The following is a 17,760-nucleotide window of genomic DNA, read 5'->3' on the forward strand; positions in this document are numbered from 1 at the left end:
AGGTAAAGGAGCTATGCTTTCCCGGTTGATTTTTTCCCTGTTTCTGTTGGGGTATTTAGTGGGAACTGGTATTCCCGTTGCGCTGGCTGCTGGACCATCGGCAGAGGATTACCGTGTCCAGCCCGCTCTCCCGGTGTTTTTAAATTTGGGGGAATTACCCGTTTTCTCTCTTAGCGGGCAGGACCCTCCCCGGGTGACTGCTGATGCGGCGGTGCTTATGGAGGCTTCCACCGGGCAGGTGCTCTTTGCTAAAAATGCCCACCAGCTCAGGCCGCCGGCCAGCACCACCAAGATTCTCACCGCCCTGCTGGCCATTGAAGGTGGCCGGCTGAATCAGGTGGTGACAGTAAGCCCCCGGGCGGCAGCGGTAGGGGAAAGTAGCATGCACCTATTCCCTGGCCAGCGCCTTACCCTGGAACAACTCCTGTACGGGGCCCTTCTGCGTTCGGGAAATGACGCCTGTGTGGCCATTGCCGAACATATCGCCGGCAGTGAAGGAAATTTTGTTTTTCTTATGAACGAAAAGGCCCGGGAGCTGGGCGCCTCCCACAGTCATTTCTGCAATCCCCATGGTTTACCGGCTCCGGGTCATGTATCATCGGCTTATGATCTGGCCTTGTTGACCAGGTATGCCCTGAAAAATTCCACCTTCAGGGCACTGGTGTCTACCCGCTACCGTGGTTTTGTAAACCCTCCCTGGGGGGAATATCACCTGCACAATACCAATCGTCTTCTGTGGAGTTACCAGGGGGCCGACGGGGTAAAAACCGGCACTACCAGTGAGGCGGGTATGTGCCTGGTTGCATCGGCCAGCCGGGGAGGCCGGCAGTTAATCAGCGTGGTGTTGCACAGTGACGATCGGTATGGCGATACCATGGCGCTCTTGGATTACGGCTTCACCAGCTTTAAAAACATGACCTTGGTCAAGGAGGGCCAAGCCTTCCGGAGTATTCCGGTAACCGGCGGTGTTGTTTCGGCAGTACCCCTAGTCAGCGAACGCACTCTTGCGGTTGCTGTGCCAGTGCACCGTCCTCCGGCTGTTGAAAAGCGCTTTAACGCGCCGGCCGTTCTTACGGCACCGCTTCCGAAAGCCCTGCCCGTGGGTACTTTGGATGTCTGGGTAGAGGGTGAACCGGTGGCCCGGGCCCGCCTTTTAACCGGCCGTTCTGTGCAAAGGCTGCCCGCTTACAGGTTGTGGTGGAAAAAAGTGCGTGCCATGCCCCCAGGCGTTAATATTTCTTGATGATACCCCGGAATGGTTATGCAACGGTTTCTTGGAGGATATCGTTAGGTGGTAAATGTTCAGTGAACCCGGTTGGATGCGGTGCTGTCCTCGCTCTCTCCAGTGCTTCGCGTCAACAGCACCGCATTCTCGTCATTACGGTTTTGCTGAACATTCACCGTAGGGGAAAATTTGCTTGCGTCAGCCTTAAAGGATTTTAGCATGCCCGTGGCGAAGAATTTCCCATGGTTTGGCGAGCCAAACCAAGTTGATGTTGGGGGTGCGGCTGGTTGTTTCAAACCGTCAGGCTGGAGAACGGAGTCACTATTCTTACCGAAGACATTCCCCATGTACGCTCGGTAGTCTTGGGGATATGGGTAAATGTAGGTTCCCGGGATGAGAGCCCGGCTGTAGCAGGCGTTTCCCATTTTATCGAGCACCTGATGTTCAAGGGCACAGAACGCCGTACGGCCCGGGACATCGCGGAGGCGCTGGATGCCGTGGGGGGTCAGCTAAACGCTTTTACCACCAAAGAATACACCTGTTATTACGCCCGGGTCCTGGATGAGCATTTTGACCTGGCCCTGGACATTTTGCAGGACATGTTGTTTCATTCCCGGTTTGCCGCCGGGGATATTGACCGGGAGCGCAACGTGATTTTGGAAGAAATCAAAATGTATGAAGATGCACCGGACGAGCTGGTCCATGATGTTTTTGCCACTACCATCTGGCAGGGGCATGAGCTGGGGCGGCCGGTTATCGGTACCGCTGAGGTTATTTACCGGCTTTCCCGGGAAGAAATTCTGCACTATTACCGGCTCCATTACCGTCCGCAGAATCTGGTGGTGGCCGTGGCGGGGAACATCGATCATGACCGGGTAGTGGAAAAGTTGTGTTCCATTTTTGAACCGTTAAGGGGAGAACAAGTAACCCGCAAGTTGGTGCGTCCCGTTCCCCAGCGGCAGATTACCTGCCGAACCAAGGACACGGAGCAGGTTCACCTGTGCGTGGGTGTACCCGGGCTACCTCTAAATCACGAACGGGTCTACGTGTTTCAGGTGGTTAATACCATTCTTGGCGGGGGTATCAGTTCTCGCCTGTTTCAGGAAATAAGGGAACAGCGGGGGCTGGTGTATTCCATTTATTCCTATCACAGTTCCTATCATGATGCGGGGCTGTTTTGTATTTACGCCGGATTGAGCAAGGAAAACGTGCCCGTGGTCATGGACCTGATCTTCAAGGAAATCAGGGATATCCAGCAAAACGGGGTTAAAAGCGAAGAGCTGCACCGGGCCAAGGAGCAGATTATCGGTAATCTCTGGTTGAGCCTTGAAAGTGTAAGCACCCGGATGAGCAGGCTGGCCAAATCCCAGCTTTACCTGGGTAAAGTGGTGCCGCCGGAGGAGGTAGCTGACCGGGTGAAGAGGGTCGACGTGGAGGATGTCCGGGAACTGGCTCGTGAAATGCTTAATCCCGAATCATTTGCCATAGCCACGGTGGGTCCCTGGGAGGACTGCAGCATACTGGAGGCTGCCATGATAAAGAATGTGTGCTAGAGCTTTTGGTCAAACTGCTCCCTGTTCTAAAACATGTCCCACTCCCATATAATGCTAGCGGGGGTGGGATATAATGTTAGTGCTGGTCGTTGCGCTCCTGGCCATATTAATCATCCTTTCCATCCGGGAAAGAATGCGTCTGGCCGGCGCAAGGGATAAAGCGTGGGATGTATCTGAAATCAGCACACCTTCTCCCCTTTCCCAGGCTCTCACTGGTCTTGTGGGCACGGCGGGAGGGATCTATCTTTCCCTGGTGCTGTTATTTACTTTTCTGGGCCTGCAGTTGCCCGAACGGGTTTACCTGGGAGAAGTGCAGGTGGAGCCTCTAGCGGCATTATCCATCGCTCTGGCCATTGTGCAACCGTTCATTCTACGGTTGATTCAATTAAAACGCAGGATCTAAAAGGGGTGAGGCATAATGAGATTAACTGAGCTGGCCGGCAAAGAAATAGTGAATATCTATGACGGCGCCCGTTTAGGCATAGTGGGGGAAAGTGATGTGGCCATCGATATTGAGACCGGGCAGGTGCAATCCATTATTTTGCCCCGCCGGGGTAATCCCATCAGCTTCTGGTTCGATCGTCAAAGTCTTGTAATTCCCTGGGAGGCCGTGCGCAAAATTGGCAGCGAGGTTATTATCGTAGACCTGGATCAAGCCAACCTCAACCTGCGCCGGTATTCACTATGAGTGAAGTCCATTAGCCGTTTGGACTTTTTTATTTTAAAGGTATTGTGATGGATCGGGCGGCAGGAAATAGCAAGATTAATGTCCATATTTTGTTGCAGGGATGCAAGACCATCTTGTAGAAAGGAAAATGAGAGCATGGTGACCCGTTGTGGAAGAACCGGGTCATTTATGCAAGTTATAAGGCAGGTCAACCATTTTATCTTGACATTGGCCGGGTTATGTGGTTTAAATTTTAACAAACAACAGAAGGGAGGAAACTGGTTTTGCCGGGATTGGGGATGGAAAGCATCCCCGTCCCCTAAAGCGTAAACCGGGTGTAATATTGATCAGAGTTGTCGTAACGGGTGCGTGCGGCCGGATGGGCCGGGAAGTCTTGAAGACCGTGTGGCAGGCTGAGGATATGGTCCTGGTGGGGGCAGTGGATGTGCGGGGAGAAGGACAGGATGTGGGTCCCCTGTGGGGTGCTTCGGAGGTAGGGGTAACCCTGCAGGGGGATCTGGAAAAGGTGCTGGCGGAAACCCGCCCCGATGTAATGGTCGACTTTACCACCCCCGACGTGGTGGCGGAGAATATCAAAACGGCCCTCCGTCGAGGCGTGCGTCCGGTGGTGGGTACCACCGGAATGAGTAGCAGGGAACTGGAAGAAATCCGTGCCCTGGCCGAGGGGCTGGGGTTGGGTTGCGTGATTGCCCCCAACTTTGCCATCGGGGCGGTTTTGATGATGCGTTTTGCTGCTGAAGCGGCCAGGTACCTGCCCCATGTAGAAATCATTGAATTGCACCACGATCAAAAACTGGATGCCCCTTCGGGTACCGCCATTAAAACTGCCGAAGTAGTAGCTGCTGCGCGGGGAGATTTCCTCCAGGGTTTACCCACGGAAGTGGAAAAAATCCCCGGTGCCCGTGGCGGTTCCTTTGACGGGGGTATCCGTATCCATAGTGTGCGCCTGCCGGGGTTGGTGGCCCATCAGGAGGTCATCTTCGGCGGCCTGGGGCAAACCTTGAGCATCAGGCACGACTCCATCTCCCGGGAATCCTTTATGCCCGGTGTGCTGTTAGCCATTCGCCGGGTGATGCATCTGGAAGGAGTGGTTTACGGACTGGAGAACCTGCTTTTCGAATAATCCATGACAAGCACCTCCCCTTTCAGCCCCTCATATATTGATGGTAAATACGAGAAGCCCAAGGAGGGTTTGCCGGCCATGCAGCCAGATCTGCACGGGGTGACATTGGCCGTACTTGGCGGTGATGCCAGGGAGAAGATCCTGGTTGAACGGCTGGCGGTATTAGGGGCACACCTGAAAGTGGTAGGAGTACCAGTTGAGGGGAAGAATATCACTCTCTGTGGGGAAATCGCCCAGGCACTGGCCGGAGCCAACGCTTTGATTTTGCCCGTGCCCGGGATCGACAACCAGGGTCGTATTCACACGGCATACCTGGACCAACCGCTGGTTTTGCTGGAGGAACATCTAACCTTGTTAGTCCCTGGCTCGCCGGTTTTGGTAGGCATGGCCAGGCCAAAGCTCAAGGAAATGACGGCCCGGGCAAACCTCCGTCTAATTGAGCTAATGGAAATAGATGAAGTAGCCATATTAAATTCCATTCCTTCCGCCGAAGGGGCTATCCAGGTAGCCATGGAGAAGCTGCCCATCACTATTCACGGCAGTAACTCCGTAGTGCTGGGTTTTGGGCGTACCGGTACCACTCTGGCCCGCATGTTGCATGCCCTGGGGGCCCGCACCGTGGTGGTAGCCCGTAATCCTGCCCAGCGGGCCAGGGCCTTTGAGATGGGGCTGGGAACTGCCGATTTACCTGAACTTCCGGCCGTAGCAGGAGAGGCGGACGTTATTTTCAATACCATACCGGCCCTGGTGTTAGACGAGCGGGTCCTTTTGCGGGTACGGCCCGGCGCTTTAATTTTAGATCTGGCTTCTTCCCCCGGCGGTACCGATTTTGAAGTTGCCCGGCGGCTTGGTATTACTGCCCTTTTGCTTCCAGGGTTGCCCGGCAGGGTGGCACCCTGCACCGCTGGCGAAATCCTGGCCAAGGTTGTTCCCCGGCTGCTGGCCGAACAATTGGCCCTCTAGCTTTCGGCTCTCCAGCGGAGGTGCTAGTCATGCGTTTGAAAGATGTACGGGTGGGGTTTGCCGTTACCGGTTCCCACTGTACTCTGGATGAAGTAATGGTCCAGCTCGAGAACCTGGTCAAGGAAGGTGCTGTTGTTTACCCTATCATCAGCGCGGTAGTGGATGGTACCGATACCAAATATGGCCCGGCTCAGAAGTGGAAGGATCTTCTGGGGAAAATCACCGGTCATGTGCCCATAAACAGCATTACGGGGGCTGAACCCATCGGGCCGGGCAAGCTTTTAGACGTGCTGGTGGTGGCGCCGTGTACAGGGAACACGCTGGCCAAGCTGGCCAACGGTATTACCGACGGTCCGGTGTTGATGGCCATCAAAGCCCACCTGCGTAACTTGCGCCCGGTGGTTCTGGCCATTTCCACCAACGACGGGCTGGGCATGAACGCCAAGAATCTGGGCTTGCTTTTAAATACCAAGAATATTTACCTGGTTCCCTTTGGCCAGGACAATCCCCTTGAGAAACCCAATTCCTTGAAGGCAAAGATGGACCTCATCATTGATACAGTTCTGCTTGCCCTGGAGGGAAAGCAGATACAGCCTGTGCTCGTCAATGTATCGTGATGACTGGTTTACGGGGGTAGCCAAAGAAAGATTTTTTCACATGAGGCCCGTACCTGAACCGATCGGGCCGGTTTTTTGATTTTAAAGTGGACGTGCCATTTAATGGTGTCAGGACTAATTAAGACAATTTTCGTTGATTGTTCCCGAAAGGAGGAATTTTTCTTTGTACAATATAGTGGTTGTTGGTGCCTCCGGCGCGGTGGGGCAGGAAATTTTAAAGGTACTGGAAGAAAGAAACTTTCCCGTGGGAGAACTGAAACTGTGCGCCACCAGCCGTTCGGCCGGAAAGCAAATGGTCTTCCGGGGCAGGACTTACACGGTCCAGGAAACCAGTGTTGACTCCTTTGCCGGTATGGATATCGCCCTTTTTGCCGGGGGCGCGGCCAGTAAAGAGTTCGGCCCGGCGGCGGTAGAACAGGGCTGTGTGGTGATTGACAACAGCAGCAATTTCCGGCTAGATCCCAGTGTTCCCCTGGTGGTGCCCGAGGTGAATCCGGAAGATGTGAAGTGGCACCAGGGGATTATTGCCAACCCGAATTGTTCTACTATCATCATGGTAGTTCCTTTAAAGGCAATTAAAGATGTGGCGGGAATCAAGCGGGTGGTGGTTTCCACCTATCAAGCCGTTTCCGGTGCCGGTATGGAAGCCATCGAGGAGCTTACCGCCCAAACCCGGGCCGTCCTGGATGGCGGCGATTACCCGCCCAAAGTTTTTCCTTATCAAATTGCTTTTAACCTCATTCCCCACATTGATGTATTTCAGGAGATGGACTATACTAAAGAAGAGTGGAAGATGGTAAAGGAAACCCGTAAGATTCTCCACGACGACCAGCTGGCCATTACGGCTACTACGGTACGGGTTCCGGTTTACCGCAGCCATTCCGAATCGGTCAATGTGGAAACCATAGAAAAACTGACCGCCCAGAAGGCCAGGGAGGTGCTGGCCGGTTTCCCGGGTGTCGTTGTCCTGGATAACCCGGCCAGGAAAGAATATCCCATGCCCCTTTTCTGTTCCCACCGGGATGAAGTCTTTGTGGGCCGCATCCGGGAGGATAACTCCATCGAGCGGGGGCTTAACCTCTGGGTGGTGGCAGATCAGCTGCGCAAGGGTGCAGCCACCAATGCGGTACAAATTGCTGAATTGTTGATTAAATACCGTTGTCTTCGGGGGAGGCAGTAAATGAAGTTTTTAGTGCAAAAATTTGGTGGTACATCCGTAGCCACGCCACAAGGGCGGGAGATGGTGGCTGCCAAGGTGGTGGCGGCAAAGGAAGAGGGTTATATGCCGGTAGTGGTCGTTTCGGCCATGGGGCGCAATGGTGATCCCTATGCTACCGATACCCTGATCAATATGGTCAAGCAAATTAACCGCAATGTTTCTCCCCGGGAAATGGATTTGTTGATGTCCTGTGGTGAAATTATTTCCGGTGTGGTAATGGTGGCCACCCTGGAAAAAATGGGTTACCCGGCAGTTTTTCTTACCGGTGCCCAGGCCGGGATTATTACCGATAACAGCTTTAGCGAGGCGAGAATCCTGCGGGTTAAACCCGAGGCCGTCTTAAAATACGCCCGGGAGGGTAAGATAGTGGTGGTGGCCGGTTTCCAGGGGATCAGCGAGGAAGGCGAGATTACCACCCTGGGCCGGGGAGGTAGCGACACCACCGCTGCAGCTCTGGGAGTGGCCCTTAATGCCGACTATGTTGATATTTATACCGATGTGGATGGGATTATGACTGCTGATCCCCGTATCGTAAGCGATGCCGTGGCCAGAGAGATGGTCACCTACGACGAAATCTGCCAGCTGGCCCATGAAGGAGCCAAGGTGGTGCATCCCAGGGCGGTGGAAATAGTTATGCAAAAAAATATTCCTCTGCGGGTGAAATCTACGTTTAGCGATGCCCCCGGTACACTGGTGACCAGTTCCGGTGAAGTATATAAGGGAACCATTGATATAACCAGGGATCGTACGATTACGGGTATCACTCAGATTCCCAACGTAGTCCAGTTTAAAGTAAACACAAGCGGAGGTCCGGAAGGTTTAAAAGAGCAACGCCGGTTGTTTAAAGGCCTGGCTCTGGCAGGTATTAGCCTTGATTTTATCAACGTTTATCCTGACCAGGTGGTATTTACCGTTAAGGAGGAGGTAGCCGAGAAAGCCGCTCAGGTGCTGGAAAACACGGGTTTTGTCGCGGAGATTATACCGGGTTGTGCCAAAGTAGCGGCCGTGGGTGCCGGCATGACCGGTGTTCCCGGGGTGATGGCCTCAATTGTGGATGCCCTGACCAGAGAAAACATTCCTATTTTGCAGTCCAGCGATTCCCACACTACCATCTGGGTATTGGTCAGGCAGGAGGATATGGAAAGGGCTGTGCGGGCACTGCATCGTCAGTTTATCAGTGGCGCGAGGTAGTGGGTAAAGCGGTACGCCTTAATACGGAAGAAGGAAGGTGAATATTTTGGCCGTTGATTTTGGGCGTGTGCTCACCGCTATGGTGACGCCCTTTGGTAAGGATCTGGCGGTGGATTTCCAGCAAGCCAGAAAACTGGCCCGATATCTGGTACAATCCGGTTCCGATGGACTGGTAGTGTGCGGTACTACCGGTGAGTCTCCCACCCTGACCAAGGACGAGAAGATTGAGCTCTTCCGGGTGGTGGTGGAAGAGGTTGGCGGGCAGGCTACGGTAATTGCTGGAACCGGGAGCTACAACACTGCCGAGAGTATAACCCTCACCCAGATGGCCGAAAAGGTGGGCGTGGACGGCGTAATGCTCGTGGCGCCTTATTACAACAAGCCGTCCCAGGACGGGTTATATGAGCATTTTAAGGCCGTTGCCAACAGTACCAATCTTCCGGTGATGCTTTACAACATTCCCGGCCGGACGGGGGTCAACGTTCTCCCGGCAACAGTCGCACGGCTGGCCCAAATCGAAAACATTGTAGCAATCAAAGAGGCATCCGGTAGCCTGGACCAGGTCAGTGAATTGCGCCGGTCTCTACCCGACGATTTTGCCATTTACAGCGGCGATGACTCCCTGACCCTGCCCATGATGGCTTTAGGAGCCAAGGGTGTGGTTAGCGTTTGCTCCCATGTGGTGGGGCTGCGGATCAAGGAAATGGTCAATGCCTTTACGGCCGGAAACACAACCCTGGCCACGCAAATTCACCTGGAACTTTTCCCGATTTTTAAGACCATGTTCATTACTACCAACCCGGTGCCCGTAAAAGCAGCCCTCAATTTGCTAGGTTATCAGGTGGGGGCGCCCCGTTTGCCCCTGGTCGAAGCTACGGCCCAGGAAAAGGAAACCATTAAAAACGTGCTGGCCAGCTTGAAGTTGATTTAACTCTCCTGCCGGGACGTCTCTCGCGTTAGAGCAGGCGGAGGCGGTGCGGGGATTGCCAGGGGGGCGGTCGTCGCTAAGGAGCATGGAGCGACCCAGCACTCACTAGAACAACGGCTCGTTAAAATAGCTATTAGGCATATGTGACTAATGTACTCAAAAGAACTACCTTACCAGTGAGTGCTGGGCCGCCCAACTGGTTATGCGACAGTATCTATTAAAGAGCGTTTATGGGGGGAAGTCATGCCCCATTTTTTTATCGGGTTTATGGGGCAGGATTTCTGGCAATTATTTTATTAGGCCAAGGACGGCAGCGGCCCTTGTATAGCGGGAGGGAATCCAGTATAATTAGCATCGGGATTTAATTGAGTTATCAGCAAGGCTTAAGTTAACAACGGAATATTTTCCCCGCCTTCTCCTGTTTTTTCTCACCGGAACTTGAGACTCAGTGATTTTTTGAAAAACAGGTTAGGAGGTGCGTTTTTGGCCAAGGAACCAAGACTGGCTCTGATCCCCCTTGGAGGACTTGGTGAGATCGGGAAAAACATGATGGCGGTGAGATTCGGGGAAAATATTCTGGTTATAGACTGCGGTTTAATGTTTCCGGAGGAAGAGATGTTGGGGATCGATGTGGTGATCCCCGATATCACTTATCTCCTGGAAAACAAAGATGCTGTGCGCGGTATAGTGCTTACCCACGGACACGAAGATCACATCGGTGCCCTGCCTTATGTACTAAAGCAGTTGAACGTGCCCATCTACGGGACCAGGCTTACCCTGGGTTTGCTCCAGGGTAAGCTTAAGGAGCAAGGGGTGGCCGGCGAGGCAAATATGCAGGTGGTTAAGCCCCGGGATACGGTGACGATCGGTCCTTTTAAAGTAGAATTTATCCGGGTGTCCCACAGTATTCCTGATGCGGTAGCCTTGGCCATTCATACGCCGGTGGGAGTTATTGTGCACACCGGGGACTTTAAAATCGATCAAACTCCGGTGGACGGAGAGGTTACCGACTTTTATCGTTTCGCCCAATTAGGGGAACGGGGCGTGCTGGTGTTGCTGTCTGATAGCACTAACGTGGAGCGACCCGGTTATACCATGTCGGAACGGATGGTTGGGAATACCTTTGATGAGACCTTCCGGCAGGCTAAAGAACGCATTATTATAGCCACCTTTGCTTCCAATGTGCACCGCTTGCAGCAGGCCATTACCACCGCCCAACGTTACGACCGCAAGGTGGCGGTAATTGGCCGCAGTATGATTAATGTGATCAATATAGCCCATGAACTGGGTTACCTTCATATTCCCGAAGGAACCCTGGTAGAACTGGAAGAAGCCAACCGTCTACCTAACAGCAAAGTGGTCTTCTTGTGCACGGGTAGTCAGGGTGAGCCCATGTCGGCCCTTACCAGGATGGCCCTGGGGGACCACCGGCAGGTGGAAATTCTCCCCGGGGATACCATCATTATTTCCGCTACTCCCATTCCAGGCAACGAAAAGCTGGTGGCGCGGATTATCGATCAACTGTTCAAACAGGGTGCCCATGTCATCTATGAGGCTGTTTCAGGCATTCATGTGAGCGGCCATCCCAGCCAGGAAGAGCTCAAACTGATGATCAACCTGGTCAAGCCCCGGTTTTTCGTGCCGGTGCATGGTGAGTACCGCATGCTGATCAAACATGCGGATCTGGCCCGCAGTATGGGTATTCCGGCGGAAAATATTTTTGTGGCTGAAAACGGTCAGGTGCTGGAGTTTACCCGTCGTTCCGGTCGTATTGCCGGGCGGGTGACTGCCGGCCGCGTGCTGGTGGATGGTTTGGGCGTGGGTGATGTGGGTAACATTGTACTGCGGGACCGCAGGCAGCTTTCCCAGGATGGGATCCTGATTGTGGTTGTGACCATTAATCGCGAATTGGGCCAGGTTATGGCCGGGCCGGATATTGTTTCCAGGGGTTTTGTTTATGTGCGTGAGTCCGAGCAATTGATGGAAGAAGCCCGAGAAAGGGTCAAGGAGGCCCTGGAAAAATGCAACGATCGGGGTCTTTCGGAATGGGCGGCTATTAAAGCACAGGTAAGAGACGTGTTAGGGAAGTTCCTCTACGAAAAAACAAGGAGAAGGCCCATGATTTTACCCATCATCATGGAAGTATGATCACCGCATACCAAAAGGAGCCGGAAAGCCATGGATAAAGGCCTTCCGGCTTATTTATTTACATGGGCGGAGCCTGCCTGGTGAAAACATGCTCCGCTTCACGCATAAAGTGGCAAGTTATGGTTAGGACATTGGAGCGTCTCGGTCTTTCTGCCGATTTGTTGCGCCATAATGTTAAAAGAGAAGCTCTGAAGCTGGAGAAATCTTGCGGCTAATTTCTTGAATTTTATTTTTAGAATGTATATACTATGTATAAACATTGAATGGAGGGATGGATATGCAATCCCACGTTACAAAGTGGGGGAACAGTTTGGGTATTCGCATTCCCAGAACACTCGCGGAAAAAATTGGTCTGAGAGAGGGTACGCCGGTTGATTTTGAAATTAAAGACAATGCTATTATAATTCGCCGCAAGCGTTACAGCCTGGAAATGCTTCTGTCCCAGGTTACCCCCCAGAACGTCCATCACGAAATTAGTACCGGGCATCCGGTTGGGCGTGAAATCTGGTGAGTTCTGAAGTTTACGTTCCCGACCGCGGAGATGTTGTTTGGCTCCGGTTTGATCCCCAGGTTGGGCATGAACAGGCCGGTACACGACCGGCATTGGTTTTGTCACCCAAACTATATAACAGGAAGGTCGGTTTGGCCTTAATGTGCCCTATAACTTCAAAGACAAAAGGTTATCCTTTTGAGGTGCCATTACCTGACGAGTTAAATGTCTCCGGCGTAATTCTAGCAGATCAGATTAAGAGCCTCGATTGGTGGGCGCGGAAGGCAGAATTTTTCTGTAAGGTTCCCGAAGAGATAGTAGCGGAAGTCCAGGCTAAAATTCATGTGTTGATTTTTTGAAACGGTCAGTTGGAAGCGAACCCCGCGTGGATTATCACGCGGGGTTTTCGTCCGTGTCAAGTCCACTTCAAATCCCTCGCGGCGAAGCTGGGCTATAATCCGTCTAGAACCGTAGTATGGGTGTTCTGTGTAGATTTTATATTTTATCCGTAACATAACCATACTAGAGAAGAGAAAAAAACTAACGAGAGGATGGATAAGCGTGTCTGGTGATCAGAATATATGGGGTCACGAGGGAGAGTATCCCTGCACACCCCCGGAAAACCCTCCGGAAGAGCCCAATACACCCCCCGCGCGGGAACCCGGTCACCCCGGGGCTTCTCCAGCACCCCAACGGGTCCAGGGGCGTACCAAGGAAAGCATGGAATCCATCAAAGAGCTGGGAGCCAGTCCCGTGCCCGAAGTTAAAAGCAACATTCACTGTTTAACTATTGTCGGCCAAATTGAAGGCCACCTGGTGTTGCCCCCACAGAACAAGACCACCAAGTATGAACACCTCATCCCGCAGTTGGTTGCCCTGGAGCAGAGCCCGGAGGTGGAAGGGGTGCTGGTAGTATTGAACACGGTAGGGGGAGATGTGGAAGCCGGCCTGGCTATTGCAGAAATGATTGCCAGCCTTTCCAAACCCACGGTATCTATCGTACTGGGTGGGGGACATAGCATCGGGGTGCCGATAGCTGTCGCCGCCCGGTATAGTTTCATTGCTGAAACAGCCAGCATGACCATTCATCCCATTCGTTTAAATGGCCTGGTTATAGGCGTACCCCAAACCTACGAGTATCTGGACAAGATGCAGGACCGGGTGGTGCGTTTCGTGACCCAGCATTCCCGCATTAGCGAAGCCTCTTTTCGCGATCTAATGTTTCGCACGGGGGAACTGGCCCGGGATATTGGAACCGTTCTCATCGGAAGGGAAGCGGTGGAAAAGGGTCTGATTGATGAGGTGGGAGGAGTCGGACAGGCGGTAAATAAGCTTAAGTCAATGATTGAGGAATGGAAACTACGAAATGGGGTGCCGGTACAGTGATCTTATATACTCCCATGCAGTTAGAGTTAGTCTTTGAAGGCCTGGAGGAAATGCAGCATGCTCCCACCAGAGAGGTAAACATTGATGGCGTGCCTGTGTTGATTCAGGACACCGGGCCCGGAGAGGGCAAGGTGGTGCGCCTTTTAAGTACCGATCCCCTGGATTATCTCAGAAGTGATCTTTATCCCGGCGCAGTGGTAAAGTTATTCAGATGTACCCAGACGGGCTGACATTCGTGAACGGCCGGGCTTTCCACCGGCCGGGGCGATACCAGGGTGTTAGTTATATGAACAACTATCTGGCCATATATTTTACCATTATGCTATAATGATAGAGTTAGTGTTGCATAACTGGAAGCAGTAACATACGGGGTGATTTAATTGAGCTTGTTTGAGGCCGTAATTCTGGGCGTAGTCCAGGGAGTGGGAGAGTTTTTGCCCATTTCCAGTTCGGCCCACCTGGTGCTTGTTCCCTGGTTAATGGGCTGGCATTATGCGGGATTAACTTTTGACGTGGCGCTGCATGTGGGTACTCTGGTGGCCGTGGTGGCTTTTTTCTGGAAGGACTGGTTAATTTTGATGCACGATGGTTTGTTGCGGCGCCGTACCACCGAAGGCCGTTTGTTCTGGTATTTAGTGGTCGCCACCATTCCCGGTGCGGCCATTGGTTACATGTTTGAGGAACAGGCGGAAACAATTTTCCGGGAGCCTCTGGTTATCGGGGTCATGCTCATCATCATGGGGGTAATTCTTTACCTAGCTGATACCCGGGCTCCGGCTTACAAGAAATTGGAAGAGGTTGGCCTGGGGGAAAGCCTCTGGATCGGCCTGTCCCAGGCTTTAGCGATCATCCCGGGAGTTTCCCGTTCGGGTATCACCATGGCCGTGGGGCGTATGGCCGGCCTGGACCGGGAGACGGCAGCCCGCTTTTCCTTTCTCATGTCCACACCCATCATTTTCGGTGCCGGAGTAATGCAGTTGCCCAAATTAACTCCTGCCGACCTCAACCTTCCATTTTTAGTTGGTGTGGCTGTTTCGGCGGTGGTAGGTTTCCTTTCCATTAAATTTCTTTTGCGTTTTCTAACCCGCTATAGCTTCGGGATCTTTATCTGGTACCGCTTGATCCTGGGGGCGGCGGTAATATTCCTGGCTCTTGCCGGAATCAGGTGAAAAATTGGGGTAGGGGTAAAAATGGCCGAATTTAAACCAGTAAAAACTAAACGTACTTCTGAAAGCATTTTGGAACAGATCAAGAAGCTGATCATTGAAGGTCAGCTGGCACCGGGTGATAAACTGCTTACGGAAAGGGAGCTTTCTGAACGGTTACAGGTTAGCCGGGCCTCGGTGAGGGAAGCCCTTTCCGCCTTGAACCTGGCGGGCATTCTGGAGATCAGGCATGGAGAAGGGATTTATGTCAAGCGGCCCGGGCCGGATGCCGTTATTGAACCCCTTACCTACATTTTGCTCCTGGAAAAGGACAAACTGCAAAATATCCTGGAGGTGCGCAAGGCCCTGGAAGTGGAGGCGGCCGGCCTTGCCGCCGAAAGATGCACTCCCGGGTTGTTGCATGAACTGAAGGCAGTGGTGGAAGAGATGGAAGAGGATCTCCCCGCAGGAGAGAAAGCCGAGCAACTGGATTTGCGCTTTCACCTTACTCTGGCTCAGGCCAGCCAGAACCCCCTGTTGAGCCGCTTGATGAATACGGTCCAGGAGATTATCGGCCAGACATTAAAGGTGACCCGGGCGCTATGGCTTTCCGCCACTTCTGGTACCACCCGGCGGCTATTTGAAGAGCACCGCGACATTTACCTGGCCGTGGCCGCGAAGGACAGATCCCGGGCCAGGGAATTGATGTACAAGCACCTGTGGAAGGTGGAGGTTGAACTTCTTAGAATAGACCTGCATAAGTTTCGGCAAAAACAAAATTGATTTTTGCAAAAATTTGGTTCTGTAAGCCCCCTTTTGGGGAAAATTTTTTGTGAAAATTTTGTTTTCAAGAAGGATTTTATTGGCCTGTGTAGAATAATCAAGAAGCTGGTCAGGCCACCAGCTAGTGAGGCATGCTGATTTTCAGATGGTGTTTCCCCACCCGTTTTATTGCTGCGAACTTTGAAGGAGAGCCCTTTCGACCATTGTCGCATTTTTAAAAATAAAGGTGATTTTTGAGAAAGAAAACGATTGATCAAGAAGGAAAATTTATTATCTTCTAGAATTTAATATGCTGATGGTCAGGCCACCATATCCTATACTGGCACAGACTTCATAAATAATGATGAGAGGGTGGTGGGAGTTAGAAAGGACTGATAATTAACCAATGTCACGTTAAATGGAGTTTTGGATTAATTGGATTAATTTATTCTTATTGCCCTTATCAATAATTAAAGGAGGAGTTGTACGGTGACGTGGACACAGGCAATCAACCCTTTGGGCAATCTGGGTCTTTCGGCTCTGGTGGATGCCCTGCCAATCATCTTTTTGTTCTGCGCCCTGGCCATATGGCGGATAAAAGGGCATATTGCCGGTCTTATTACCCTGGCTTTGGCCTTGGTGCTGGCCATGGGAGTTCATGGTATGCCGGGGAACATGGCGTTTTTAACCGCCCTTTACGGCGTAATGACGGGTCTTTTCCCCATAGGCTGGATTGTGATTACGGCAGTTTTCCTGTACAACCTGACGGTGAAAACCGGCCAGTTTGAAATCATCAAGGATTCCATTGCTTCTATTACCGAAGACCGCCGCCTGCAGGCGCTCTTAATTGCCTTTTCCTTCGGTGCTTTCCTGGAGGGAGCGGCCGGTTTCGGTACCCCCGTAGCCATTACGGCGGCTATGCTGGCCGGCCTCGGTTTTAACCCCCTGTATGCCGCCGGCATTTGCTTAATTGCCAACACCGCCCCGGTAGCCTTCGGGGGTATTGGCATTCCCATTATCACCGCCGGTACGGTAACCGGCATCGATGCCATGGCCATCAGCCAAATGGTCGGCCGCCAACTGCCCTTCCTTTCGGTTTTCGTACCTTTCTGGCTGGTCTTCATTATGGCCGGGTGGAAGGGCGCCATCGAAGTTATGCCCGCCATCCTGGTCAGCGGCGTTTCTTTTGCCGTGGCCCAGTGGTTCTCTTCCAATTATATGACCCCCATGCTGCCGGACATCCTGTCATCCCTGGTTTCCATCGTTGCCCTGGTTTTCTTTCTCCGGGTTTGGAAACCGAAAAATGTCTGGCGTTTTGCTGATGAGCCCCCGGCCACTTTAAAAGTGAAAAAGCATTCCGCCGGGGCTGTACTCAAGGCCTGGTCGCCCTTTATCGTCCTGACGGTGCTGATCAGCGACTGGGGCCTCAAATCTGTCAAGGCGGTTCTGGATAAAGTCAGCATCAAGATCGTGTTCAGCGGTCTGGACAAGGCCATCATTGCCGGCGGTAAGCCCCTCGCCGTGGTCTATAACTTCAACTGGCTTTCTGCCGGCGGGACGGCCATTTTGATTGCGGCCATCATCAGCGCCATGATCTTGCGGGTCGGCCCCGGCCAGTTCCTGGAGGTCTTCGCCAAAACCTTGAAGGACCTGCGCTTTGCCCTGTTGACCATTGCTTCTGTGCTGGGCTTTGCCTTTGTGGCCAACTGGTCCGGTATGACCCCCACCTTGGGGAAAGCCTTTACCGTAACCGGCAACTTTTTCCCCTTTGTGGCCCCCCTCCTGGGCTGGCTGGGTGTGGTCATCACCGGTAGTGATACTTCCTCTAACGCCCTGTTCTGCAAGATGCAGCAGATTACCGCCGAGCAAATCGGGGTTAACCCGGTGCTTACCGTAGCGGCCAACAGCAGCGGCGGGGTGGCCGGCAAGATGATTTCGCCCCAGAGCCTTGCCGTAGGAGCCGCCTCTACAGGCCTGGTGGGCAGGGAAGGCGATTTATTCCGCTTCACCCTTCCGCACAGCATCTTCTTTACCCTGATTATCTCCGTGCTCACCTACCTGCAGGCTTACGTTCTGTCCTGGATGGTGCCGCCCCTAACCATGGCCAGCAAGGCGGTGACGACAGTTCAGCAGGTAAGCGGCGGGACAACCATCCTCGTGGCGACGGGAATATTCATAGTGATCCTGGGGCTGATCGCTTCCCGGCAAAAGGGCTCTCTGGAGGCCTTGAACGGTCGCCGGAGTGCATAAAAGAACATTAAGGAGGGTTTTATCCCGGCCGGATGGAATGATCCGGCCGGGATTTTCCGAGAAAGGGATGAG

18 protein-coding genes are annotated in these 17,760 nt (G+C 52.9%); all 18 read left to right on the forward strand.

Annotation, left to right across the window (positions count from 1 at the left end):
• Positions 1 to 193: 193 nt before the first annotated feature.
• Positions 194 to 1,243 (forward strand): D-alanyl-D-alanine carboxypeptidase family protein, encoded by a 1,050-nt coding sequence (locus BUA65_RS01580; protein WP_242656200.1) that lies wholly within the window; start codon positions 194 to 196, stop codon positions 1,241 to 1,243.
• A 269-nt stretch (positions 1,244 to 1,512) separates the two neighbouring features.
• Complete coding sequence (locus BUA65_RS01585) at positions 1,513 to 2,778, forward strand: M16 family metallopeptidase (protein WP_072867016.1); 1,266 nt, start codon at positions 1,513 to 1,515, stop codon at positions 2,776 to 2,778.
• Positions 2,779 to 2,851: 73 nt separating this feature from the next.
• Entirely contained in the window at positions 2,852 to 3,181 is a 330-nt protein-coding gene (locus tag BUA65_RS01590) for a hypothetical protein (RefSeq protein WP_084061965.1), read from the forward strand.
• Between the two features lie 15 nt (positions 3,182 to 3,196).
• Entirely contained in the window at positions 3,197 to 3,466 is a 270-nt protein-coding gene (locus BUA65_RS01595) for a YlmC/YmxH family sporulation protein (protein ID WP_013823566.1), read from the forward strand.
• 322 nt (positions 3,467 to 3,788) lie between these two features.
• Positions 3,789 to 4,589: a 4-hydroxy-tetrahydrodipicolinate reductase gene (dapB, locus tag BUA65_RS01600; RefSeq protein WP_072867018.1), complete on the forward strand. Its 801-nt coding sequence runs from the start codon at positions 3,789 to 3,791 to the stop codon at positions 4,587 to 4,589.
• A 78-nt stretch (positions 4,590 to 4,667) separates the two neighbouring features.
• Positions 4,668 to 5,552, forward strand: coding sequence for a dipicolinate synthase subunit DpsA (gene dpsA / locus BUA65_RS01605; RefSeq protein WP_072867019.1), 885 nt, complete (start codon positions 4,668 to 4,670; stop codon positions 5,550 to 5,552).
• A gap of 29 nt (positions 5,553 to 5,581) precedes the next feature.
• Entirely contained in the window at positions 5,582 to 6,169 is a 588-nt protein-coding gene (locus tag BUA65_RS01610) for a dipicolinate synthase subunit B (RefSeq protein WP_072867020.1), read from the forward strand.
• Positions 6,170 to 6,332: 163 nt separating this feature from the next.
• Positions 6,333 to 7,349: an aspartate-semialdehyde dehydrogenase gene (locus BUA65_RS01615; protein ID WP_072867021.1), complete on the forward strand. Its 1,017-nt coding sequence runs from the start codon at positions 6,333 to 6,335 to the stop codon at positions 7,347 to 7,349.
• A complete protein-coding gene (gene dapG / locus BUA65_RS01620) occupies positions 7,350 to 8,579 on the forward strand; it encodes an aspartate kinase (protein WP_072867022.1) in 1,230 nt (409 codons plus the stop codon).
• A 46-nt stretch (positions 8,580 to 8,625) separates the two neighbouring features.
• Positions 8,626 to 9,510, forward strand: coding sequence for a 4-hydroxy-tetrahydrodipicolinate synthase (dapA, locus tag BUA65_RS01625; RefSeq protein ID WP_084061966.1), 885 nt, complete (start codon positions 8,626 to 8,628; stop codon positions 9,508 to 9,510).
• 480 nt (positions 9,511 to 9,990) lie between these two features.
• A complete protein-coding gene (locus tag BUA65_RS01630) occupies positions 9,991 to 11,655 on the forward strand; it encodes a ribonuclease J (RefSeq protein ID WP_072867023.1) in 1,665 nt (554 codons plus the stop codon).
• A 277-nt stretch (positions 11,656 to 11,932) separates the two neighbouring features.
• Positions 11,933 to 12,166: an AbrB/MazE/SpoVT family DNA-binding domain-containing protein gene (locus BUA65_RS01635; protein WP_072867024.1), complete on the forward strand. Its 234-nt coding sequence runs from the start codon at positions 11,933 to 11,935 to the stop codon at positions 12,164 to 12,166.
• Positions 12,163 to 12,504 carry an endoribonuclease MazF gene (mazF, locus tag BUA65_RS01640; protein ID WP_242656201.1) on the forward strand — a complete coding sequence of 114 codons (342 nt, stop codon included), beginning with the start codon at positions 12,163 to 12,165 and terminating at the stop codon, positions 12,502 to 12,504. Before BUA65_RS01635 ends, mazF begins: the two co-directional genes overlap by 4 nt.
• A gap of 202 nt (positions 12,505 to 12,706) precedes the next feature.
• The gene (locus BUA65_RS01645) at positions 12,707 to 13,531 is read left to right on the forward strand and encodes a ClpP family protease (protein WP_242656202.1); all 825 of its coding nucleotides are present in this window, start codon (positions 12,707 to 12,709) and stop codon (positions 13,529 to 13,531) included.
• Positions 13,528 to 13,761 carry a YlzJ-like family protein gene (locus tag BUA65_RS01650; RefSeq protein ID WP_072867026.1) on the forward strand — a complete coding sequence of 78 codons (234 nt, stop codon included), beginning with the start codon at positions 13,528 to 13,530 and terminating at the stop codon, positions 13,759 to 13,761. Before BUA65_RS01645 ends, BUA65_RS01650 begins: the two co-directional genes overlap by 4 nt.
• A 150-nt stretch (positions 13,762 to 13,911) precedes the next feature.
• Positions 13,912 to 14,700: an undecaprenyl-diphosphate phosphatase gene (locus tag BUA65_RS01655; protein WP_072867027.1), complete on the forward strand. Its 789-nt coding sequence runs from the start codon at positions 13,912 to 13,914 to the stop codon at positions 14,698 to 14,700.
• Between the two features lie 21 nt (positions 14,701 to 14,721).
• A complete protein-coding gene (locus tag BUA65_RS01660; RefSeq protein WP_072867028.1) occupies positions 14,722 to 15,459 on the forward strand; it encodes a FadR/GntR family transcriptional regulator in 738 nt (245 codons plus the stop codon).
• 468 nt (positions 15,460 to 15,927) lie between these two features.
• Positions 15,928 to 17,688, forward strand: a complete 1,761-nt coding sequence (locus BUA65_RS01665) for an L-lactate permease (RefSeq protein ID WP_072867029.1) — start codon at positions 15,928 to 15,930, stop codon at positions 17,686 to 17,688.
• The last annotated feature ends 72 nt before the right edge of the window (positions 17,689 to 17,760 follow it).

The organism is Desulfofundulus thermosubterraneus DSM 16057 (genome assembly GCF_900142025.1).
Taxonomy (GTDB): domain Bacteria; phylum Bacillota; class Desulfotomaculia; order Desulfotomaculales; family Desulfovirgulaceae; genus Desulfofundulus; species Desulfofundulus thermosubterraneus.